The sequence below is a fragment of the Domibacillus sp. PGB-M46 genome, from assembly GCF_022668875.1.
In the GTDB taxonomy this organism is placed as follows: domain Bacteria; phylum Bacillota; class Bacilli; order Bacillales; family Domibacillaceae; genus Domibacillus.
The window spans coordinates 206904-224695 of sequence record NZ_JAKGCR010000002.1 but is presented as its reverse complement, the minus strand read 5'-3'; the positions used below and the strand labels follow the sequence as shown (position 1 = coordinate 224695).

Annotated in this window: 18 protein-coding genes, 1 other RNA gene and 2 pseudogenes; 14 read left to right on the top strand and 7 right to left on the bottom strand. The window is 44.8% G+C overall.

All coding sequences use genetic code 11. The features are described 5' to 3' along the window. Positions 1–8 precede the first annotated feature (8 nt). Together L2D08_RS03095 and L2D08_RS03090 are read right to left on the bottom strand one after the other, a co-directional pair. Positions 9–974, bottom strand: coding sequence for an alpha-E domain-containing protein (locus L2D08_RS03095; protein ID WP_242232264.1), 966 nt, complete (start codon positions 972–974; stop codon positions 9–11). Beyond that, positions 955–2424: a circularly permuted type 2 ATP-grasp protein gene (locus L2D08_RS03090; protein ID WP_242232263.1), complete on the bottom strand. Its 1470-nt coding sequence runs from the start codon at positions 2422–2424 to the stop codon at positions 955–957. The genes L2D08_RS03095 and L2D08_RS03090 overlap by 20 nt, the downstream gene beginning before the upstream one ends. 268 nt (positions 2425–2692) lie before the next feature. Between L2D08_RS03090 and ppnP the strand changes: the two genes are divergently transcribed. Then, positions 2693–3007, top strand: a complete 315-nt coding sequence (ppnP, locus tag L2D08_RS03085) for a pyrimidine/purine nucleoside phosphorylase (RefSeq protein WP_242232262.1) — start codon at positions 2693–2695, stop codon at positions 3005–3007. A 116-nt stretch (positions 3008–3123) separates the two neighbouring features. Beyond that, positions 3124–4719: a catalase gene (locus tag L2D08_RS03080; protein ID WP_375337557.1), complete on the top strand. Its 1596-nt coding sequence runs from the start codon at positions 3124–3126 to the stop codon at positions 4717–4719. A gap of 40 nt (positions 4720–4759) precedes the next feature. On the opposite strand, the gene L2D08_RS03075 is transcribed toward L2D08_RS03080, so the two are convergent. Further along, a complete protein-coding gene (locus tag L2D08_RS03075; RefSeq protein ID WP_242232261.1) occupies positions 4760–5746 on the bottom strand; it encodes an LLM class flavin-dependent oxidoreductase in 987 nt (328 codons plus the stop codon). 127 nt (positions 5747–5873) lie between these two features. Here L2D08_RS03075 and ssrS point away from each other — a divergent pair. After that, positions 5874–6074, top strand: a non-coding RNA gene (gene ssrS / locus L2D08_RS03070) — 6S RNA. A gap of 61 nt (positions 6075–6135) precedes the next feature. Here ssrS and L2D08_RS03065 read toward each other — a convergent pair. Together L2D08_RS03065 and L2D08_RS03060 are read right to left on the bottom strand one after the other, a co-directional pair. Beyond that, positions 6136–6303: an aspartyl-phosphate phosphatase Spo0E family protein gene (locus tag L2D08_RS03065; RefSeq protein ID WP_242232260.1), complete on the bottom strand. Its 168-nt coding sequence runs from the start codon at positions 6301–6303 to the stop codon at positions 6136–6138. 208 nt (positions 6304–6511) lie between these two features. Further along, positions 6512–6889: a nucleotide excision repair endonuclease gene (locus tag L2D08_RS03060; protein ID WP_242232259.1), complete on the bottom strand. Its 378-nt coding sequence runs from the start codon at positions 6887–6889 to the stop codon at positions 6512–6514. 68 nt (positions 6890–6957) lie between these two features. On the opposite strand from L2D08_RS03060, the gene L2D08_RS03055 reads away from it, so the two are divergent. Both L2D08_RS03055 and L2D08_RS03050 read left to right on the top strand, forming a co-directional pair. After that, positions 6958–7440: a DUF456 domain-containing protein gene (locus L2D08_RS03055; RefSeq protein WP_242232258.1), complete on the top strand. Its 483-nt coding sequence runs from the start codon at positions 6958–6960 to the stop codon at positions 7438–7440. A gap of 74 nt (positions 7441–7514) precedes the next feature. Continuing rightward, the gene (locus L2D08_RS03050; RefSeq protein WP_242232257.1) at positions 7515–7826 is read left to right on the top strand and encodes a hypothetical protein; all 312 of its coding nucleotides are present in this window, start codon (positions 7515–7517) and stop codon (positions 7824–7826) included. 37 nt (positions 7827–7863) lie between these two features. Here L2D08_RS03050 and L2D08_RS03045 read toward each other — a convergent pair whose 3' ends face one another. Continuing rightward, the gene (locus L2D08_RS03045; protein WP_242232256.1) at positions 7864–8094 is read right to left on the bottom strand and encodes a cold-shock protein; all 231 of its coding nucleotides are present in this window, start codon (positions 8092–8094) and stop codon (positions 7864–7866) included. A 386-nt stretch (positions 8095–8480) separates the two neighbouring features. Between L2D08_RS03045 and L2D08_RS03040 the strand changes: the two genes are divergently transcribed. From L2D08_RS03040 to L2D08_RS03010, 8 genes and pseudogenes are all read left to right on the top strand, one after another. Then, complete coding sequence (locus L2D08_RS03040) at positions 8481–10637, top strand: malate synthase G (RefSeq protein WP_242232255.1); 2157 nt, start codon at positions 8481–8483, stop codon at positions 10635–10637. 50 nt (positions 10638–10687) lie between these two features. Then, a complete protein-coding gene (locus L2D08_RS03035; protein WP_242232254.1) occupies positions 10688–11458 on the top strand; it encodes an IclR family transcriptional regulator in 771 nt (256 codons plus the stop codon). A gap of 351 nt (positions 11459–11809) precedes the next feature. Next, positions 11810–12301: an amidase domain-containing protein gene (locus tag L2D08_RS03030; protein ID WP_242232253.1), complete on the top strand. Its 492-nt coding sequence runs from the start codon at positions 11810–11812 to the stop codon at positions 12299–12301. Positions 12302–12535: 234 nt separating this feature from the next. Further along, a complete protein-coding gene (locus tag L2D08_RS03025; RefSeq protein ID WP_242232252.1) occupies positions 12536–13201 on the top strand; it encodes a CAP domain-containing protein in 666 nt (221 codons plus the stop codon). Between the two features lie 245 nt (positions 13202–13446). Further along, positions 13447–14095: pseudogene (locus L2D08_RS24435) on the top strand (GntP family permease); the annotation flags it as partial. 71 nt (positions 14096–14166) lie between these two features. Continuing rightward, a pseudogene (locus tag L2D08_RS24430) lies at positions 14167–14473 on the top strand (GntP family permease); the annotation flags it as partial. Between the two features lie 71 nt (positions 14474–14544). Continuing rightward, the gene (locus tag L2D08_RS03015; RefSeq protein ID WP_242232251.1) at positions 14545–14691 is read left to right on the top strand and encodes a helix-turn-helix domain-containing protein; all 147 of its coding nucleotides are present in this window, start codon (positions 14545–14547) and stop codon (positions 14689–14691) included. A 37-nt stretch (positions 14692–14728) separates the two neighbouring features. Then, positions 14729–15184 (top strand): DinB family protein, encoded by a 456-nt coding sequence (locus L2D08_RS03010; protein WP_242232250.1) that lies wholly within the window; start codon positions 14729–14731, stop codon positions 15182–15184. A 48-nt stretch (positions 15185–15232) separates the two neighbouring features. Here the strand turns inward: L2D08_RS03010 and L2D08_RS03005 are convergent, their stop codons facing one another. Then, on the bottom strand, positions 15233–16660 hold the full coding sequence (locus L2D08_RS03005) for a DHA2 family efflux MFS transporter permease subunit (RefSeq protein WP_242232460.1): 1428 nt from the start codon (positions 16658–16660) through the stop codon (positions 15233–15235). Between the two features lie 225 nt (positions 16661–16885). Between L2D08_RS03005 and L2D08_RS03000 the strand changes: the two genes are divergently transcribed. Continuing rightward, a complete protein-coding gene (locus tag L2D08_RS03000; protein WP_242232249.1) occupies positions 16886–17719 on the top strand; it encodes a TetR/AcrR family transcriptional regulator in 834 nt (277 codons plus the stop codon). The last annotated feature ends 73 nt before the right edge of the window (positions 17720–17792 follow it).

The following is a 17792-nucleotide window of genomic DNA, read 5'->3' as shown; positions in this document are numbered from 1 at the left end:
TTATTCGTTCACATAATAGATTCACGCTCCATTAAATAATACGTCTCAGAGAATATTTTGCCAAATTCTATGCAGCGATTTAATGATTGAAGCAGGAAATATTCCATTTCTTCTTCTGCCAGGCTGTTCAGGTAATCTTCATGAAACTCTGTCATCATTGTATCGAGCAGCGCATACATCCGCCAGGAATAATGGGACACTTTTTCATTTTCTAATTTTTTGATGGCTTCCCAAATATGATCTACACAGTAGCGGACCGAGCGTGGGAAAGAGACGTCTGTCAGGAGAAACTTAATCACACAATCCGGATTGATAATAGGAGAAAAACGGTTAAAGTATGTGTCAGCCCCGTTTACAAACTGCAGCGCAGAACGCCAGGCAACATCATCGGTCGTAGTGTCGCAAGCCTGTTTTGATTTTTGGTAAAAAACGTGCAAAATACGCGCTGTTTTCTCTGCCCGTTCAAGCCATCTGCCGATCTTCATAAAGTGATAAGGAAGATCACGTGCCATAGAAGCGTCTACCACACCTGTTGCGGTAAACGATGTTTTTTTAATTTGATTTAAAAAGAAATGGATATCTGGAAGAGAGCAGTTTACTGTCTGCGGTATCTTCGGAAGAGACAAATAAAATTCATTCCAGACCTCCCACAGCTCATTCGGGATATGATTGCGGGTAATGCGGGCATTTTCGCGCACGATTGACACGGTATTTACAGTCGAGTTAACATTTTCTTTTGAAAATGTTAAGTAATCTACTATGTTATCTAATTGTATACTATTATACAAAAAAGAAAATTCCTCTTTTGACGAGCAAATATCAAGAACGGTTTCCCAGTCGTCTTGTGCAGCCGTTTCCTGCTCGGATGATTCGAGCATTTTGATCAGCTGCATACTGAGGATGTGCGCGTTTTGCTCTGTTCTTTCACCATTTCTAGACATCCAATATAATGAATCAGCGACTCTGCTTAGCATGCTGTGGTTCCTCCTTTAATACCCAGGTATCTTTTGCTCCTCCGCCTTGTGAAGAGTTCACAACGAGTGAGCCTTCTTTTAAAGCAACACGTGACAGGCCGCCTGGAAAAACATTAATGTTTTCCCCTTTCATCACAAATACGCGAAGGTCCACATGGCAAGGATAAAAGCGGCCATCCTGATAAACCGGTGCTCGTGACAGCTTGATGGTCGGCTGCGCAATATATTGATTTGGGTTTTCCATAATTTTCTCTTTGAAAATAGCGATTTCTTCTTCAGACGCGTGCGGGCCAATCAACATATCGTAGCCCCCGGAAGCTCCTACGTTTTTAACAACAAGCTGGTCAATATGCTTAAGCACCCATTCGCGCTGTTCAGGATTTCGCAGCATATAGGTTTCCACATTTGGGATAATCGGTTCTTCGTTTAAATAATATTTGATCATATCAGGTACATACGCATAGATCGCTTTATCATCTGCAGCCCCGTTGCCGATGCCGTTTACGATCGAAACATTTCCTGCCCGGTACGCATCGAGCAGGCCGGGAACGCCTAAACGGGAATCTTTTCGAAAAGCCTGCGGATCAAGAAAATCGTCATCAATACGCCGGTAAATAATATCAACCCGTTTTAGTCCCCTGATTGTTTTCATGTAGACGATTTTGTCCTTAACAATCAAATCCCGCCCTTCAACAAGAGAAATATTCATCCGCTGTGCTAAAAAAACGTGGTCATAGTAAGCGGAATTATACATGCCCGGTGTTAACAAAACAGCTCGTGGATCGTCGGTTGTTCTTGCATTTTTAGGAAGATGGGACATTAAAGCAGCGTGCAGGTGGCCGATTTGTTCTTCCAGCATGTTAAGGGAATGCTTTGAAAAGAACTCCGGGCAAACCTGGCGCATCACATACCGGTTTTGATATACATATGACATGCCGGAAGGGTTTCGCAAGTTGTCTTCAAGTACTCTGTAAACACCTTTTTCATCTTTGATTAAATCAATGCCTGCCAAAAAAATATGGTTTCGAAGCGGGATGTCTACTCCGCCTGCTTGCTGGTAGTAAAAGTAAGGGTTTTGTTCAATGAGGTCACGCGGAATAATCCCATCATTCAAAATATTTTGACCATGGTAAATGTCATCTAAAAATAAATTTAATGCTTTGACACGCTGCACCATTCCTTTTTCGATTTGCTTCCACTTGTCAGATGGGATAATAATAGGAATAAAATCGAAAGGCAGCGTCCGTTCGGTTCCCCCTTCATTTCCATAGACGGTAAACGTTATACCCTGACGTAAAAAATTTAAATTTGCTGTATCCTGTTTTTCCTTTAATTCTTCAGGATTCAATTGTAGAAGAGAGTTATAAAAACGTTGGTAATGTTCCCTCGGATTTCCGTTCTGGTCAATCATTTCGTCGAAATAAGGATCACTAGTGTACGGTTTAAACATTGTCAGGACTCTCCTTAAAAGTATTTATTGTAAGAATACAACAAATGATGGTAAATCCCTGCAGTTTTGTAAAAAAATCTTACATGAATATGTGATATTTTTTTACAAAATTAAAGTGTGAAAAATAATAAAATGCAAACAGAAGATTTGAAAGGAAAGATAAAATGTCTAACATATAGAAGAAAAAGCAAAAAGTAGTGGGAAAATTCTGTTTAATGAGCCGGGCTTTTATGATAAATTATTGGGAGAAAGTGAAAGGATGGAGAATATGACTCAATTAAAAAACGTAAATATTGCAAAGGAAGCAAACATTTATTTCGACGGGAAGGTAACGAGCAGAACCATTTTCCTGCAGGACGGAACTAAAAAAACGCTCGGTATTATGATGCCCGGGGAATATACATTTTCAACGGATTTAAAAGAAGAAATGGATATTTCAGCTGGAAAGCTCGAATACAAGCTTCAAGGCAGTGACTGGGAAACGATTGACGGAGCGGGTGTTTTCTTCGTGCCGGCCAATGAAACATTTGAATTAAAAGTACATACAATTGTGGATTATTGCTGCTCTTATTTGTCTGAGTAATCAAGTTGTTTTTTCGTTTTTGGCGCTCCCTTTCGAGCGCTTTTTTTTGTTTAAATTTTTGGAAAAAGGATATAAATAATGGGAATGTGAATTCAATTTGGCAGGGAGGAATAAATGTGGAACACGAAGACAAGAAAAAAACAGGGACAGGTGAAACGGAAGAAACGTTAACAAACCGTCAGGGACATCCAGTTGTAGACAATCAAAACATTCGAACTGTTGGAAATCGTGGTCCGGCAACGCTCGAAAACTATCATTTTATCGAGAAAATTTCCCATTTTGACCGTGAACGTATTCCGGAGCGGGTTGTGCATGCGCGTGGTGCTGGGGCACATGGCTATTTTGAAACGTATGGGAAAGTCGGCGACGAAGATGTTGCTAAATATACACGGGCAAAGGTATTTAAAGGAGCAGGCAAGCGGACACCGGTATTTGTTCGGTTTTCAACGGTTGCCGGAGCGAAGGAATCTCCGGAAACAGCCCGCGATCCGCGTGGATTTGCGGTTAAATTTTATACAGAAGACGGCAACTGGGATCTTGTCGGCAACAACCTGAAAATTTTCTTTATTCGTGATCCACTGAAATTCCCAGACATGATTCATGCGTTTAAGCCAGACCCGGTGACAAACATTCAAAATCCGGAGCGCATGTTTGATTTTGTTTCCAAAACACCGGAAGCGACTCATATGATTACTTTCTTATTTTCCCCTTGGGGCATTCCGGCAAACTATCGCCAAATGCAGGGCTCGGGCGTTAATACGTATAAGTGGGTAAACGAAGCGGGTGAAGCAGTGCTGGTGAAATATCATTGGGAGCCGTTAAAGCAGGGCATTCGGAACTTGACGCAAAAAGAAGCCAATGAAATTCAAGGCATGAACACAAGCCATGCCACACAGGATCTTTATGAAGCGATTGAAAAAGGTGACTATCCGGAATGGGAGCTTTGCGTACAAATTATGAGTGATGATGAGCACCCAGAGCTTGATTTTGATCCGCTTGATGATACAAAGCTATGGCCTCAGGATCAGTTCCCGTTTCTGCCGGTTGGGAAAATGGTGCTGGATAAAAATCCGGAAAATTATTTTGCAGAAGTTGAGCAGGCGGCTTTTGGGACAGGAGTGCTTGTAGACGGCCTGGATTTTTCTGATGATAAAATGCTCCAGGGACGCACGTTCTCTTACTCAGATACCCAGCGTTACCGTGTTGGAGCAAACTACCTGCAAATTCCGATCAATAAACCAAAAAAGCGGGTTGCGACCAATCAGCGCGATGGCCAGCATGCCCACTATGTAGACGATGGACGGAATCCGCATGTGAATTACGAGCCGTCTATGCTGGATGGCTTAAAAGAAGCGGAAAGAGCCGGTGCAGACCATCAGCCTGCTTACAACGCTAAATTAATAAAGCAGCCGATTGACCGCAGAAACGATTACGGGCAGGCCGGTGATACATACCGGAGTTTTGAAGACTGGGAACGCGATGAATTGATCAGCAATTTGGTTGATGCGCTCAGCGTATCACACCCGGATATTCAAAAAGCCATGATCGGCCACTTTACAAAAGCAGACGAGGAGTATGGCCGCCGCGTAGCGGAGGGGCTTGAAAAAGCAAAACAGAAGATGAACCAAAGGGCTGGAGATACCGGTTCAGCGGCAGCGAAAAAAGCAGCAGATACTGCCAAACAAGAAGGCCACGAGGCGGATCCATACTAAAACAACCCCCTTCACCATAGTGAAGGGGGATTTTTGATTTTTATTCGAGCGAACGCAAAACGTCTGCTGCGAGTTTAAAGGAATGCAGTCTCGCTTCGTGGTCATAAATTTGCGCGTTAATCATTAGTTCGTCCGCGCCGGTTTCTTCAATGAAAGCGGCTAATTTTTTCTTAATGGTTTCCGGACCGCCGATGATGGAGGAACCGAGCTGCTGCTGCAGGGCCGCTTTTTCAAATTCAGTCCAAATGCCGTCCATGCTGTCCACTGGCGGCTGAAGAGGCACCGCTTTGTTGCGGATCAGGTTTAAAAATTGCTGCTGCATGGATGTGGCAAGCCGCTCTGCTTTTTGGTCCGTATCAGCGGCAATAACGTTTACGCCAAGCATAGCATGCGGCTTTTCGAGAACGTCCGATGGGGTAAAATGCCGCCGATAAAGGGCGAGCGCCGGCAGCGTATTATCTGGAGAAAAGTGGCTTGCAAAAGAAAACGGCAGGCCTAAATCACCAGCGAGGCGAGCGCTGAACCCGCTTGAGCCAAGCAGCCAGATCGGAATGGACAAGCCTTCACCCGGAACGGCATGAACATGATTTGTACCGTTAAAGTATCCGCGCAGCTCAGCCAGCTGCTCTGGAAAGTCGTGCCCGTCGCTCATATTCTGGCGGCGCAGTGCCCGCATCGTCACCTGGTCCGTTCCAGGAGCGCGGCCAAGCCCCAGATCGATGCGTCCAGGAAACAGGGACTCAAGGGTGCCAAATTGTTCTGCGATAACAAGCGGCGCATGATTAGGCAGCATAATGCCCCCAGCGCCAACCCGAATTGTTTTTGTGGCGGCGGCAATATGGCCGATCACCACGGATGTGGCAGAGCTTGCAATGCCGGGCATATTATGATGCTCAGCAAGCCAGTAGCGGTTATAACCCCATTTTTCTGCATGACGGGCGAGGTCAGCAGAACGCTGAAAAGATTCTGAAGCGGTGCTTCCTGCTGTAATAGGAGCAAGGTCAAGAGCAGAATAAGAGATAGACATCTATAAACACTTCTTTCATATAAGGTAAGTAAAGGTACTCATTTCTTGTCTGTTTAGTGTAGCAGGAATATTTCGTGCGGCAAAATAAAACGGCTTGCATTTCAGGCGAAAAAGAAGTAAGATACGAATACAGCTGCATTGTACGTGTTTTTTTAATTAAGTTTTAACCTTTAAGCTGTAATAGGGAGTTTAACATTAAAGCGGGATTGACAAGCCTCTGCCGTTTCGGCAGGGAGGACAGACATGAACGTTTTTGCAAACACCCACTTTGAGGAGTGGTGGTTTAAAACTTTCTTATTTTTGATAATACGGCAAAAGCGGCACAAAAAAACCAGCCCCGTTTAGGAGCTGGTTTTTTTGTGCCTGAAAAACAATAAAGAGAAAAAAGTTTAAAACTTTCTATAGGGCTGAAATTGATTCATCAGCTCGTCCAGTTCTTGGCTGAACTGAACAGTCTCTGCATGGCTTAATCCTTTTGTTGTGCCGGATGTAATCATGTCCCGGCGGACTTTTTTAATTTTTTTCATTAACTCATCACGATTTACCAGCGTATTCATTTTGAAACCTCCGTGAGTACTTTCCATACTTTTTTATAAGAGAACAGCATCTAGTATACGAAAAGATCGTATTATTTAAAACAGATTCGACAAAACGTATCAAAACGTTACAGATGGAGCGGGCTGTTTGACAGAAAGGGGAAATTTTCGAAAAAGGAGCAGCATAGAAAGAGAAGAAAAGCCGGCTTCAAAAAAACCGGCTGCAGGATTAAGAACGGAAAAATGCTTTGTCCGTATTGTATTTCGCTTCGAACGTATTAATAATATAGGTTTCATAAATATCCCGTTCCATCGGGTTATCCACTACAAGAACAACAATTTTGTGAACGTCATCACGGTGGTTTTTAATGTCGGATACATTATCTTCAAAATGTTTGCGGATACGCATGCGGAGTTTACGGGCTTTGCCCACAAACAGAAGACGGTCCTGTGCATCATAAAAAAGAAAAACGCCGGCTTTGTCACGCGGAATTTTATGGTAATCGGTAAATCCGTACTCGCGTGCGATCAGCGCTTCACTTGTGTCCTCCGGATTCCGTTTTCTTGTTAAAATGTAGTCAGCCTCAGGCAGTTCAATATTAATCAATGTGAATCACTTCCTATTCCTTTGCATAATGGTACAATGCTATCATAACAGAGAAGAGAGGGATATGTGTGTCTATTTTTGTTTGGACAGTTATTATTTTACTGTTTATTGCAAGTTTTGCCGGCTTCATTTTTCCAATTGTTCCATCGGTTCTCGTTTTGTGGGCAGGATTTGGTCTTTATTATGTTGGCATTAGCCGCGAAGAATTATCCATTCTTTTTTGGATTGGCATGCTTGTTTTAACAGCGCTTATGTTTTTAGCTGATTTTCTGGCAAACAGCTACTTTGTGAAAAAATACGGCGGTTCCAAATGGGGCGAGTGGACCGCGGTGATTGCTCTTATTGCGGGTTCGTTTATCATTCCGCCCTTTGGGATTTTGATTGTGCCGTTTGTGGCGGTTTTTGCCGTTGAACTCATTGTTTTAAAAAATGTAAAACAGGCTTTTTTTGTTGCGTACGCAACGCTTATTGCTTTCTTAAGCGGAACGCTGGCCAAGGTGGTGATCCAGCTTATTATGATCGGCTGGTTTTTGGCAGAAGCAATTCTGTAGCGGCTCCATGTTTGGATGCTTCCTCTGTAAGGGTATAGAGCATACCATGAAGAAGCATACAGGAGGCTTGAGCAATGGCAGCTGAACGGATACGAGTTGGATATATGGAATTAACAGAGGAAGAATCCAATCGCTTGTTAAAAGAAGTGCAGCGTGATGGACGGGCGGAAACACTGGAAGATCTGCAGCAATTGATGGATAAGTATGATGCCCGGATGACAGAGGCGGAAGGCCATCTTCTTGAGGAAATGATGGACGAAAAGGAAGAGAAACCCTCTGTAACAGAGGAAGAAATTGAATTTTTTCCAAAAACAGAAGATGATAAGCGGTATAGGATTAAAGCATCGAAAAAAACAAATGCTTTTGACAAACCGGGAAATCAATAAAAGCAGGCAAAAGAAAAAAGCGGATTCCCAAGAGGGATCACGCTTTTTTTTGTTCGGCCTCTGCCGGTTTACGAAACGTATTATTTTGCAGCGAATTCGTGTGCCGGGTTCCGTTTTCCATCTCGCTCCCGCAAAATGGGCACGTTGGTGAATCATCATCTGAAAAGTTCTTTCTCATCCAGCCTTTGCAGCCCTCCGACGGGCATTCCCATGTCTCGATATCAACGTTTGGCAATGGTTCCGTACGATTTTTGCTGTAATAAGACATTTTAAACGTCACCCCCGGGATTATTGGTCAATCCTGTCTATTATCTCACACTTTGCCTCGTTCTGATACATTTTGCTGTTTATTTTTGTTTTTAAGCAGTTCTTATTTCGGATCGGTTGTGTGATGATCCGTTAAATATCCCTTTATTTTTGATATACTGGGATGTAAAGGAGAAGATAACGATGAATGATCTTATTTTACAAATTATAGTCTGGGCAGCAGTCATTTTGGCCATGGTGAAGCTTTATCCGATTTTGCAAAAATTATGGAAAAAATGAGAAAGGGCTTTCAGAAATAAGTTGAAATTTTCTGAAAGCCGTGTTACTCTTTTTTTAAGATTTTTTTGAAACGCTGTTGCGTAATACCAAACAAAGGGGATGTTGTACGTGGGGAATTATGTGAAAGCAGGGTCGCTGCAAGTAGATGATCGGTTGTTTGAATTTGTAAACAGCCGTGTGCTTCCTCAGGCAGGGATGGATGAGGAAGCGTTCTGGACGGGTTTCAGCCGGCTTGTAGCGGATCTTACACCAAAAAACAAGAAGCTTTTAGAGCGAAGAAATGACTTGCAGGCTCAAATCAACGATTGGCATCGAAAGCATTCCTTTGAGCCGGCAGCGTATAAAATCTTTTTGAAAGAAATTGGTTACATTGAGCCTGAAGGGGACGACTTCACGATCCAAACAGAAAACATAGATGATGAAATTTCGCTTCAAGCCGGTCCGCAGCTTGTTGTACCGGTAAATAATGCGCGCTACGCCGTTAACGCAGCTAATGCAAGATGGGGGAGCTTGTATGATGCGTTATATGGTACAGATGCCATCCCGGAAACGGACGGTGCAGAAAAGTCAGACGGATTTAATCCAATCCGCGGCGAAAGAGTTGTTGCTTTTGCACGCCGGTTCTTAGATACAGCAGCACCGCTTGAAGCAGGTTCACATACAGAATCAACCGGCTATCGTGTAGAAAATGGCCGTCTGATCGTTTCTTTACAAAATGGCGAGACATCACTGAAGAACCCAGAACAATTGAAAGGAACGAGTGAAGAAGGGATTTTGCTCGTACATCATGGTCTGCATATTGAAATACAAGTGGATCCGGAGCACCCAATTGGCTCAAAAGATCCAGCGGGAGTCAAAGATATTTTACTGGAAGCAGCCATAACGACCATTATGGATTGTGAAGACTCTGTAGCGGCTGTCGATGCCGAAGACAAGCTCCTTGTGTACGAAAACTGGCTGGGCTTGATGCGGGGTGACTTATCTGCTTCTTTTACAAAAAACGGCAGGCAAATCCACCGTACACTGAAAGCAGACCGGTCTTATATATCGCCAGATGGTGCGCCGTTTGAACTTCCCGGCCGCTCTCTCATGTTTGTTCGAAATGTTGGCCATTTAATGACCAACAATGCCATATTGGACGAGCATGGTGATGAAATTTTTGAAGGTATTTTGGATGGTGTGATCACAAGCGCCATTGCTAAGCCGTCCGCACTCGGACAGCCGAGCCGGATAAATTCACGCAAACGCTCCATTTATATTGTGAAGCCGAAAATGCATGGATCCGAGGAAGTGGCTTTTGCAGACGATTTATTTAACCGGATTGAGGATTTATTAAATATGCCGCGATACACACTTAAAATCGGAGTGATGGATGAAGAGCGCCGAACGTCTCTTAATTTAAAAAATTGTATCGCAGCTGTTCGAAACCGGATTGTTTTTATTAACACCGGCTTTTTAGACCGGACTGGCGATGAGATGCACACTTCAATGGAAGCGGGTCCGATGATTCGAAAAAGCGAAATGAAAAAAACAGCCTGGCTGGAGGGCTATGAAAAATCGAACGTAGCAAGCGGGTTGGCAGCGGGCTTCGGACACCGGGCGCAAATTGGTAAGGGGATGTGGGCAATGCCGGACTTGATGGCTGATATGATGGAGCAGAAAATCAGCCATGTGCAGGCTGGCGCCAATACAGCCTGGGTTCCGTCCCCGACCGCAGCTGTTTTGCACGCCATTCATTACCATGAAGTGAACGTGTTCGATCGCCAGAGGAAAATCGCCGATCAAGCTTCGGCTTTTCAGGACATGATGCTGCAAATTCCAATCGTGTCCAAAGTGAATTGGCGTCTGGAAGATATTCAGCAGGAGCTCGATAACAATGCCCAGGGAATTTTAGGATATGTTGTCCGGTGGGTTGAACAGGGGATTGGCTGTTCCAAAGTGCCGGATATTCATAATACGGGCTTGATGGAAGACCGGGCGACTCTCCGGATTTCAAGCCAGCACATGGCCAACTGGCTGCATCATGGAATTTGCACAAAGAAGCAGGTTATGGACACGCTGGAGCGAATGGCAGAAGTAGTTGATGAGCAAAATGCGGAAGATCCCGGCTACCGGCCAATGGGGCCGAATTATCATGATTCGGTTCCCTTTGCGGCTGCTTGTGAGTTGATCTTTAAAGGATATAAGCAGCCGAATGGCTACACAGAACCGATCCTGCACAAAAAACGGCTCCAGGCAAAAGAAAAATATCGTATTACATCATAAAGGAAAGCGGGCCTGGCCGGCTTTTCCTGCATAGTGAGGAAGGGATTCGGTTGGAAAGAGAAAACGTCGTTAAATCGGTCGCGCGTGCGCTTGATATTATTGCGCTTGTCAGTGCATCCCCGAGGGGGCTTGGTGTAACAGAAATTGCGAATGGAATGGATATTAATAAAAGCTCGGTGTTTCGGACACTAGCGACACTTGAGCAATACGGCTATATTGAACAGCATAAGGAAACAGGCCGCTATCGAATCGGCTACGCTTTTTTAGAGGTAAGCTCAAGGCTGCTGGAATCACTCGATGTCCGATCAGAAGCACAGGATGTTCTGCGCCAGTTGGAGGCGGAAACAAATGAAGTGGTTCACCTTGTCGTGTATGACCGTGGAGAAGTAGTGTATATTGAAAAGCTGGACGGACATGAAGCGCTGCGTATGCATTCAAAAGTCGGCAGGCGCGCGCCGGTTCACTGCACGTCTGTCGGAAAAGCAATTTTAGCCCATCTGCCCCAATCAGAAGTAAACGATATATTGGAACGAAGAGGGCTGCCGGTCCATACAGACTACACCATTACAACGGAAGAAGCGTATCTGGCGGAGCTCGCGCGTGTAAGAGAAGCAGGATATGCGCTTGATCTTGAAGAAAACGAGCCTGGAATCCGTTGTATTGCAGCACCGGTATTTGATCATCATGGAGCCATTGCAGCGGCTGTATCAATTTCCGGTCCCACTCTCCGCATGACGGATGAGCGCTTAAAAGCGTTAAGAGGGCGCATGATAAAAGCGGGAAGCGACATTTCAGAGCGCCTTGGATGGAACAGGAAATAATTTCTTGACTTTTTATTTGATGAGTGTTATGATTAACATCTGATTCAGATCGTAACTTAGAACGTTCATATAACATTCTGGCATTCTGCTAGTGTTGACTTTACTTATTCACACTGGAGCAGCTTCGGAGCTGCAAGGACTTAAGAGCAGGAAGGGCTTAGGTCGTTTAGGGACATCAAAAACGATAATGTGGAATTAATATACCGCGGCGGTTTAACGAAGGATAAAGAAAAAGATTTATCCTTGGAACGTTGTGAGTTACCCAATAAATATAAAAAAACCGGCCTGATCCGTTCAGGCCGGTTTTTCTATTCTCTTCCGGCATACGCTGTAGGAAAGGAGGAGATGGCGATGTATGATCGTGAATCCGCAGTCCGTTATGCGGAAAAGTGGTGGAACAAACGCAATCCGGCTTTTCCGGCGTTTGCTGTAGACTGCACCAATTATGTTTCACAATGCCTGCTGGCCGGAGGCGCCCCTATGAGAGGCGGCTACGCCGACCGCAAAAATGGCTGGTGGGTTGGAGGCGGTACGTGGAGTTTCAGCTGGAGTGTGACCCATTCGCTCAGGTGGTATTTAGAAGGATCGAAGAAGGGGTTAAAGGCTGTGCGGAAAGCATCGGCAGCAGATCTGCTTCCTGGAGACGTCATTATTTATGATTTTAACGGTGATGGCCGTATGGATCATGCTGCTTTTGTCGTAAGCCGCCAAAACGGTGTACCGCTTGTGAATGCGCACACGGCTGACAGCTATCACCGCCATTGGAGCTATACGACGTCACCGGCACACACGGACGGCATTCGTTACTACTTTTTCCATATTGATGAAAACACATCCTTGTAACAGTTTTGTAAAAGGGTTACGCTTATATGTCGCTGCCTGTTTCTGCTTTCAAGTGAAAATGGCACAGCGCTGACTGGACAGGGACTGAGCACGGTGGGCAAAGCAGGAAACTATCATTATGAAATGAGACTGTCATTTTCCATCTCAAAATCTATTGCCGTTTTTTTGTGTTCCGGGCTATAGTAATCACGCAGCCCGGGTAACACATAAAAAAAACGCAGGAGGATTTTGACCTTGAAAATAAATGTACGCATTGCCGCAATCGCTGGTCTTGTGTCAATTGGACTTTTCACAGCAGGACAGGTGGAAGCAGCTTCCCTGACTTGTGATACGACAAAGACTGTTCAGGTGAAAACCCAACAAAAATATTATGAAGTAAAATGGCAGGCACAGCCAGCAGCGGCTGCTCCGTCTAAAGAAGTAACACAGCCGACAGCACCTGCTGCTGGAGCAAAGCCTCAGCAGACAGCGCCTTCACAAGAAGCACCAAAGCAGGAGCAGGCGGCACAGCCGGCAGCTTCTCAACCAGTAAATGCTTTTGGACAGGAAGTAGCGAAGCTTGTAAACCAGGAGCGCGCTAAAGCAGGATTAAAGGCTTTAACGTTAGACACGGAGCTTAGCAAAGTCGCTCTTGCGAAATCACAGGATATGAAAGATAAAGGCTACTTTTCTCACCAGTCACCAACATACGGATCACCATTTGATATGATGAAACAATTTGGTATTACGTATAAAACAGCAGGCGAAAACATTGCCAAAGGCCAAAAAACGCCGGCAGAAGTAATGGAAGCGTGGATGAACAGTGACGGCCACCGGAAAAACATCTTAAGCCCTGACTTTACACACATCGGTGTTGGCTATGTAGATGGCCACTGGACACAAATGTTTATCGGAAAATAAAAACGCGCGGAAAATGGAGATCATTTTCCGCTTTTTTGCGCGTTCAATGTATGCTGAATAGTGGGCGATGAGAACTTTAGATGTTATTTGAAAGAATGCTTATAGTTCCGGCAGCGGATGAAAATAAGAAAAATTCCGGAATCACAGAATGAAGGGGAGAAAACAGCGAAAAAGGACTCTTTTATGGTTGGCACAGCTCTTGCAAATATAAAATAAAAGCGGTTACCAAAAGGGGGGGAGTGAAAATGGGTTTACTGGTGATACTTCTGGCGCTTGGCCTGCTCATGTTTACCGTATACCGCGGCTTTTCTGTTATTTTATTTGCGCCGATTTGTGCATTGCTGGCTGATCCCTTAACAGAGCCAGCCCGTGTTTTGCCGTTTTTCTCAAATGTTTTTATGGAGAAAATGGCCGGTTTTATTAAATTATATTCTCCTGTTTTTTTACTCGGTGCTATTTTTAGAAAAGTGGTGAAAATGTCAGGTATTGCAGAATCGATTGCCAAAACAATCGTTAGGTTCGTGGGTGCCAGGCAGGCTGTTTTAGCCATTGTGTTAATGTGCGCTATTTTAACATGCAGCGGTGTCCGCTTATTTGTAGTTGTTTTTGCCGTTTATCCGTTCGCCAGAAAAATCTTTATGGAGACTGACATTCCGAAGCGGCTCATTCCAGGAACGATTGCACTTGGCGCTTTTACCTTCACAATGGATGCACTGCCGGGAACTCCGCAAATTCAAAATGTTATTCCGACAACCTTTTTTAAAACAGATATTTACGCAGCGCCGGTTCTAGGAATCATCGGAGCGGTATTTGTGCTTGGCGCAGGCCTGCTGTATTTGGAAATGCGCCGGAAGAAAGCCTCCAAAGCCGGTGAAGGCTACTGCGGGTTAAACAATGACGTTTTGGGAGAAGAAGAGGAAACAAAAGCTGTAGAAAAAGAAACATCAGCCCTTCGTAAAGCACTCGCTTTTGTACCACTTATTTTAGTAGCCGTAATGAATAAATTTTTCACTGAAACATTGCCTGTATGGGTACCCAAACGGATTTGCTTTTGCAGCCATCGGATTGGATTCTTTGGGGAAGGTGGAGCTGTCGTCTGTGCTGGCAATCTGGTCTGTAGAAATGGCTTTGCTAACAGGAATTGTTGCGGCTTTTTTATACAACTGGAAGCAGGTTAAGGCCAATTTTCAGGCTGGTGTAAACACGGCTATTGGCGGTGTGCTGCTTGCCGCAATGAACACAGGGGCTGAACATGGGTTCGGCTTGATCATTTTCCGCTTTATTTACAGGAAGAACCGTCCCCAGCACCCGGAATCTGTTCCGTAAAAACGTCGGTAGCTGTTATGCCGCTAAAATATACTCTTCAAAAAGCAGAAAAAGAAGCGATCCAGCATGCCCTTTGTCAGTCTGCTAATAAAACTGAAGCGGCCCGGCTGCTTGGCATCGGAAAAACAAAGCTTTATGACAAGTGCCGGGAGTGCGGATTATGATAGAATAGAAGCGGTCATACATAGAGGAGGAAACGGTATGGAATCAATTAAGCAATTTATTTTCGCAAGAAACGCAGCGCTTGGCACTATTGCTAAAGCACCGGAAAACAAGTGGGATGAAGTACCTGCGGGGTTTTCAAACAATATCCGCTGGAATGCCGGACATATTTTCGTAACGGCAGAGGGGCTGCTTCATTTAGCAGATGAAGCCTATGAGACTGTGCATCCTGACTGGAATTCCCTGTTTGCTACAGGAACACGTCCGGCTGACTGGCCGGCAGGGGTTCCATCAGCAGAAGAAATTACGAACGCCCTGCAGGAACAATTGAATCGTGTAGAGCGTCATTTTTCTGCGAGGCTCGGTGAAAAAGCAGCCAATCCCGTTACAATCGGTCCGCTTGAAATGACAACCGTAGAAGCTCTTTTGCAGTTTGTCACGTTCCATGAAGGCATGCATACTGGGGTTATAAACAGCTTAACGAAAATGGTATAAAAAAACGCCTTTGCCGGATGCGGCAAGGGCGTTTTTTTTGTGAGCAGCTTAACCAGCAGACTTTTGCTTAGACAGCTGGCTGGCAGGCGTTACCCGTTTCATAAAGAAAGCCAGGACAAGGGCAACAGCGGCAATAAACACAGAGATGGTAAAAGAGAAATTAATACCGTGCAGCATCGCTTCATTGGCAATATTGGCCATCGCAGCTGGATCACCCGCAGCAGACTCGGCAAGCTGTTCAGCTTCCGACTCGGTCCGGTTTTGCATCAGTGTAACGAGCAGGGCAGACCCGACAGCGCCGGATACTTGCTGCAGGGTATTGTTCATGGCCGTTCCGTGCGGATTCATAGCCGGCGGAAGCTGGTTCAGCCCGTTTGTCATAACCGGCATCATAACCATAGACATCCCAAACATGCGAAGCGTATATACAAACATAATATAGCCGTACGAAGTGTCCAGCGTTAAATTACTGAACATAAAGGTCGTTAGAATCGTAATAGATAAACCGATAACGGCTAAAACCCGTGCACCGAATTTATCGAACAATATTCCGGTAACCGGAGACATGATCCCCATAACGATCGCGCCGGGCAGCATTAACAGCCCTGAATCAAGCGGGGAAATACCGCGGATTGTCTGTACATAAATCGGCATAAGAAGCATAGCAGAAAACATAGCCATTGCAATCACAACCGAAATAGCTGAAGACAGGGCAAACATCGGATACTTATAAATCCGGAACTCAAGCAGCGGTTCATCCAGCTTCATCTGGCGTAAAACAAACCAAACTAAGCCGATGACACCGGCCGCAATCGCGCCATAGACGTAAACAGAATCCCAGCCTTTTTCACCGGCAGAGCTGAATCCGTACAAGATGCCGCCGAAGCCGATGCTCGACAGCGCGAGAGACAAAAGATCCAGCGAAATGGGGCGCTGGGGCGTAATATTTTTTAATTTAAAGATGGCAAAAAGAAGCGTGAGAGCAGCAATTGGGATGACGACGTCAAACAGAGTACGCCATGTGTAATGCTCAATGAGCCAGCCGGAAAGGGTAGGTCCGATCGCTGGTGCCGTAATCATCACAAGCCCGAAAATCCCCATGGCCGCACCGCGGCGTTCCACCGGAAAGCTTGCGAGCATAACATTCATTAAAAGCGGCATCATAATCGCAGAACCGGATGCCTGGATCATCCGGGCGGCGAGCAGCACGCCGAACGATGGCGAAAGTGTTGCGAGAACAGATCCGGCCGTAAACAACGTCATTGCCGTAAGAAATAAACTCCGGTTTGTAAACCTCTGAATAAAAAAAGCACTTGCTGGAATTAAAACGCCGTTTACCAGCATATATCCAGTCGACAGCCACTGAACAGCAGAAGCCGATACATCAAATTCTTTCATAATAGACGGAAGCGCTACGTTAAGAAGCGTTTCATTTAAAAGGGAAACAAAAGCGCCGACAAACAAAATGGCAATCATCGCGTAAGGCGGTTTTCCCGGTACTACGTGTGTATTCAATTTATATCCTCCTTATACATACTAACTGTTCAATTTTTGTACTGTTGTTCTAACAGGTATTTATATTATACCGATCGTTCAAAAAAATCAATAAATAAATTAAATTTATATATGAAAGCTTGAAATAACAAGGTTATTGCGCTAATCTCTGAATAGACCGACAGTTCAAAAAAGGAAGTGCATTCATTGAACGAACGAAAAAGAAATGTAATGGAAGCAGCGCATGCTTTATTTGTAGAAAAAGGGTATGCGGCTACATCGATTCAAGATATTCTCGATCAAAGCGGCATTTCAAAAGGAACGTTTTATAATTACTTTCCATCTAAAAACGAGCTGCTGATGAGTATCTTTGAAAAAATTAATCTCGAAACGGATCAGCGCCGGGCGCATGTCATTGCCGGGCGGCCTGTTCACGATAAAGAAGCGTTTATTCAGCAAGTGAAAGTCAAGATGGAAGTCAGCAAGGAAAACAATTTATTTGCCCTATTTCAAGGTGTATTTATATCCGAAGATGAGGAATTAAAAAAGTTCATTAAACAGCACCATATAAGCGAGCTGCGCTGGATGCAAAGAAGGGTTATAGAAGTGTATGGAATGCGGGTTTATCCTTATTCAATTGACCTGGCTGTGATGATGCATGGCATGATCCATCATACGGTTCACTTTGTGATGGCAATTGAGGCAGATGTGAATGTAGATCAAGTCATTGGGTATGCGATGCGCCGGGTAGATGCGGCTATAGAAGAAATTATTCACACAAACGATGCACTGCTTGATCCGCATGTGCTCGAAAAATGGCAGCCGGAAGAAGAACGGGCAAGGGAACGGAAAAAAAGCCGTGTGCTGCAGGAAATCGGAGCGATGCAGAGGGAGGCAGATGAACGTTCCAACGAGCTGCTGGTATTTTTACAGGATGAAATGAGGGAAGAAACGCCCCGCCGTCTTGTGATGGAAACCGTGGCGGGCACCATTTCAAACAATGAAACCCTTATGCTGCGCATAAAAGAATTTTTTTCATAAGCGCCAGGCGGCCCAGACAGGGCCGTCTTTTTTTGGACAAAGGCCAGCGGGACTATGATAATAAAGAGAGAGA

Coding starts and splice junctions, on each gene's coding strand:
- L2D08_RS03095 (WP_242232264.1), bottom strand. CDS start 974: ATGCTAAGCAGAGTCGCTGATTCATTATATTGGATGTCTAGAAATGGT.
- L2D08_RS03090 (WP_242232263.1), bottom strand. CDS start 2,424: ATGTTTAAACCGTACACTAGTGATCCTTATTTCGACGAAATGATTGAC.
- ppnP (WP_242232262.1), top strand. CDS start 2,693: ATGACTCAATTAAAAAACGTAAATATTGCAAAGGAAGCAAACATTTAT.
- L2D08_RS03075 (WP_242232261.1), bottom strand. CDS start 5,746: ATGTCTATCTCTTATTCTGCTCTTGACCTTGCTCCTATTACAGCAGGA.
- L2D08_RS03065 (WP_242232260.1), bottom strand. CDS start 6,303: ATGAATACGCTGGTAAATCGTGATGAGTTAATGAAAAAAATTAAAAAA.
- L2D08_RS03050 (WP_242232257.1), top strand. CDS start 7,515: ATGGCAGCTGAACGGATACGAGTTGGATATATGGAATTAACAGAGGAA.
- L2D08_RS03045 (WP_242232256.1), bottom strand. CDS start 8,094: ATGTCTTATTACAGCAAAAATCGTACGGAACCATTGCCAAACGTTGAT.
- L2D08_RS03030 (WP_242232253.1), top strand. CDS start 11,810: ATGTATGATCGTGAATCCGCAGTCCGTTATGCGGAAAAGTGGTGGAAC.
- L2D08_RS03015 (WP_242232251.1), top strand. CDS start 14,545: ATGCCGCTAAAATATACTCTTCAAAAAGCAGAAAAAGAAGCGATCCAG.
- L2D08_RS03010 (WP_242232250.1), top strand. CDS start 14,729: ATGGAATCAATTAAGCAATTTATTTTCGCAAGAAACGCAGCGCTTGGC.
- L2D08_RS03005 (WP_242232460.1), bottom strand. CDS start 16,660: ATGATTGCCATTTTGTTTGTCGGCGCTTTTGTTTCCCTTTTAAATGAA.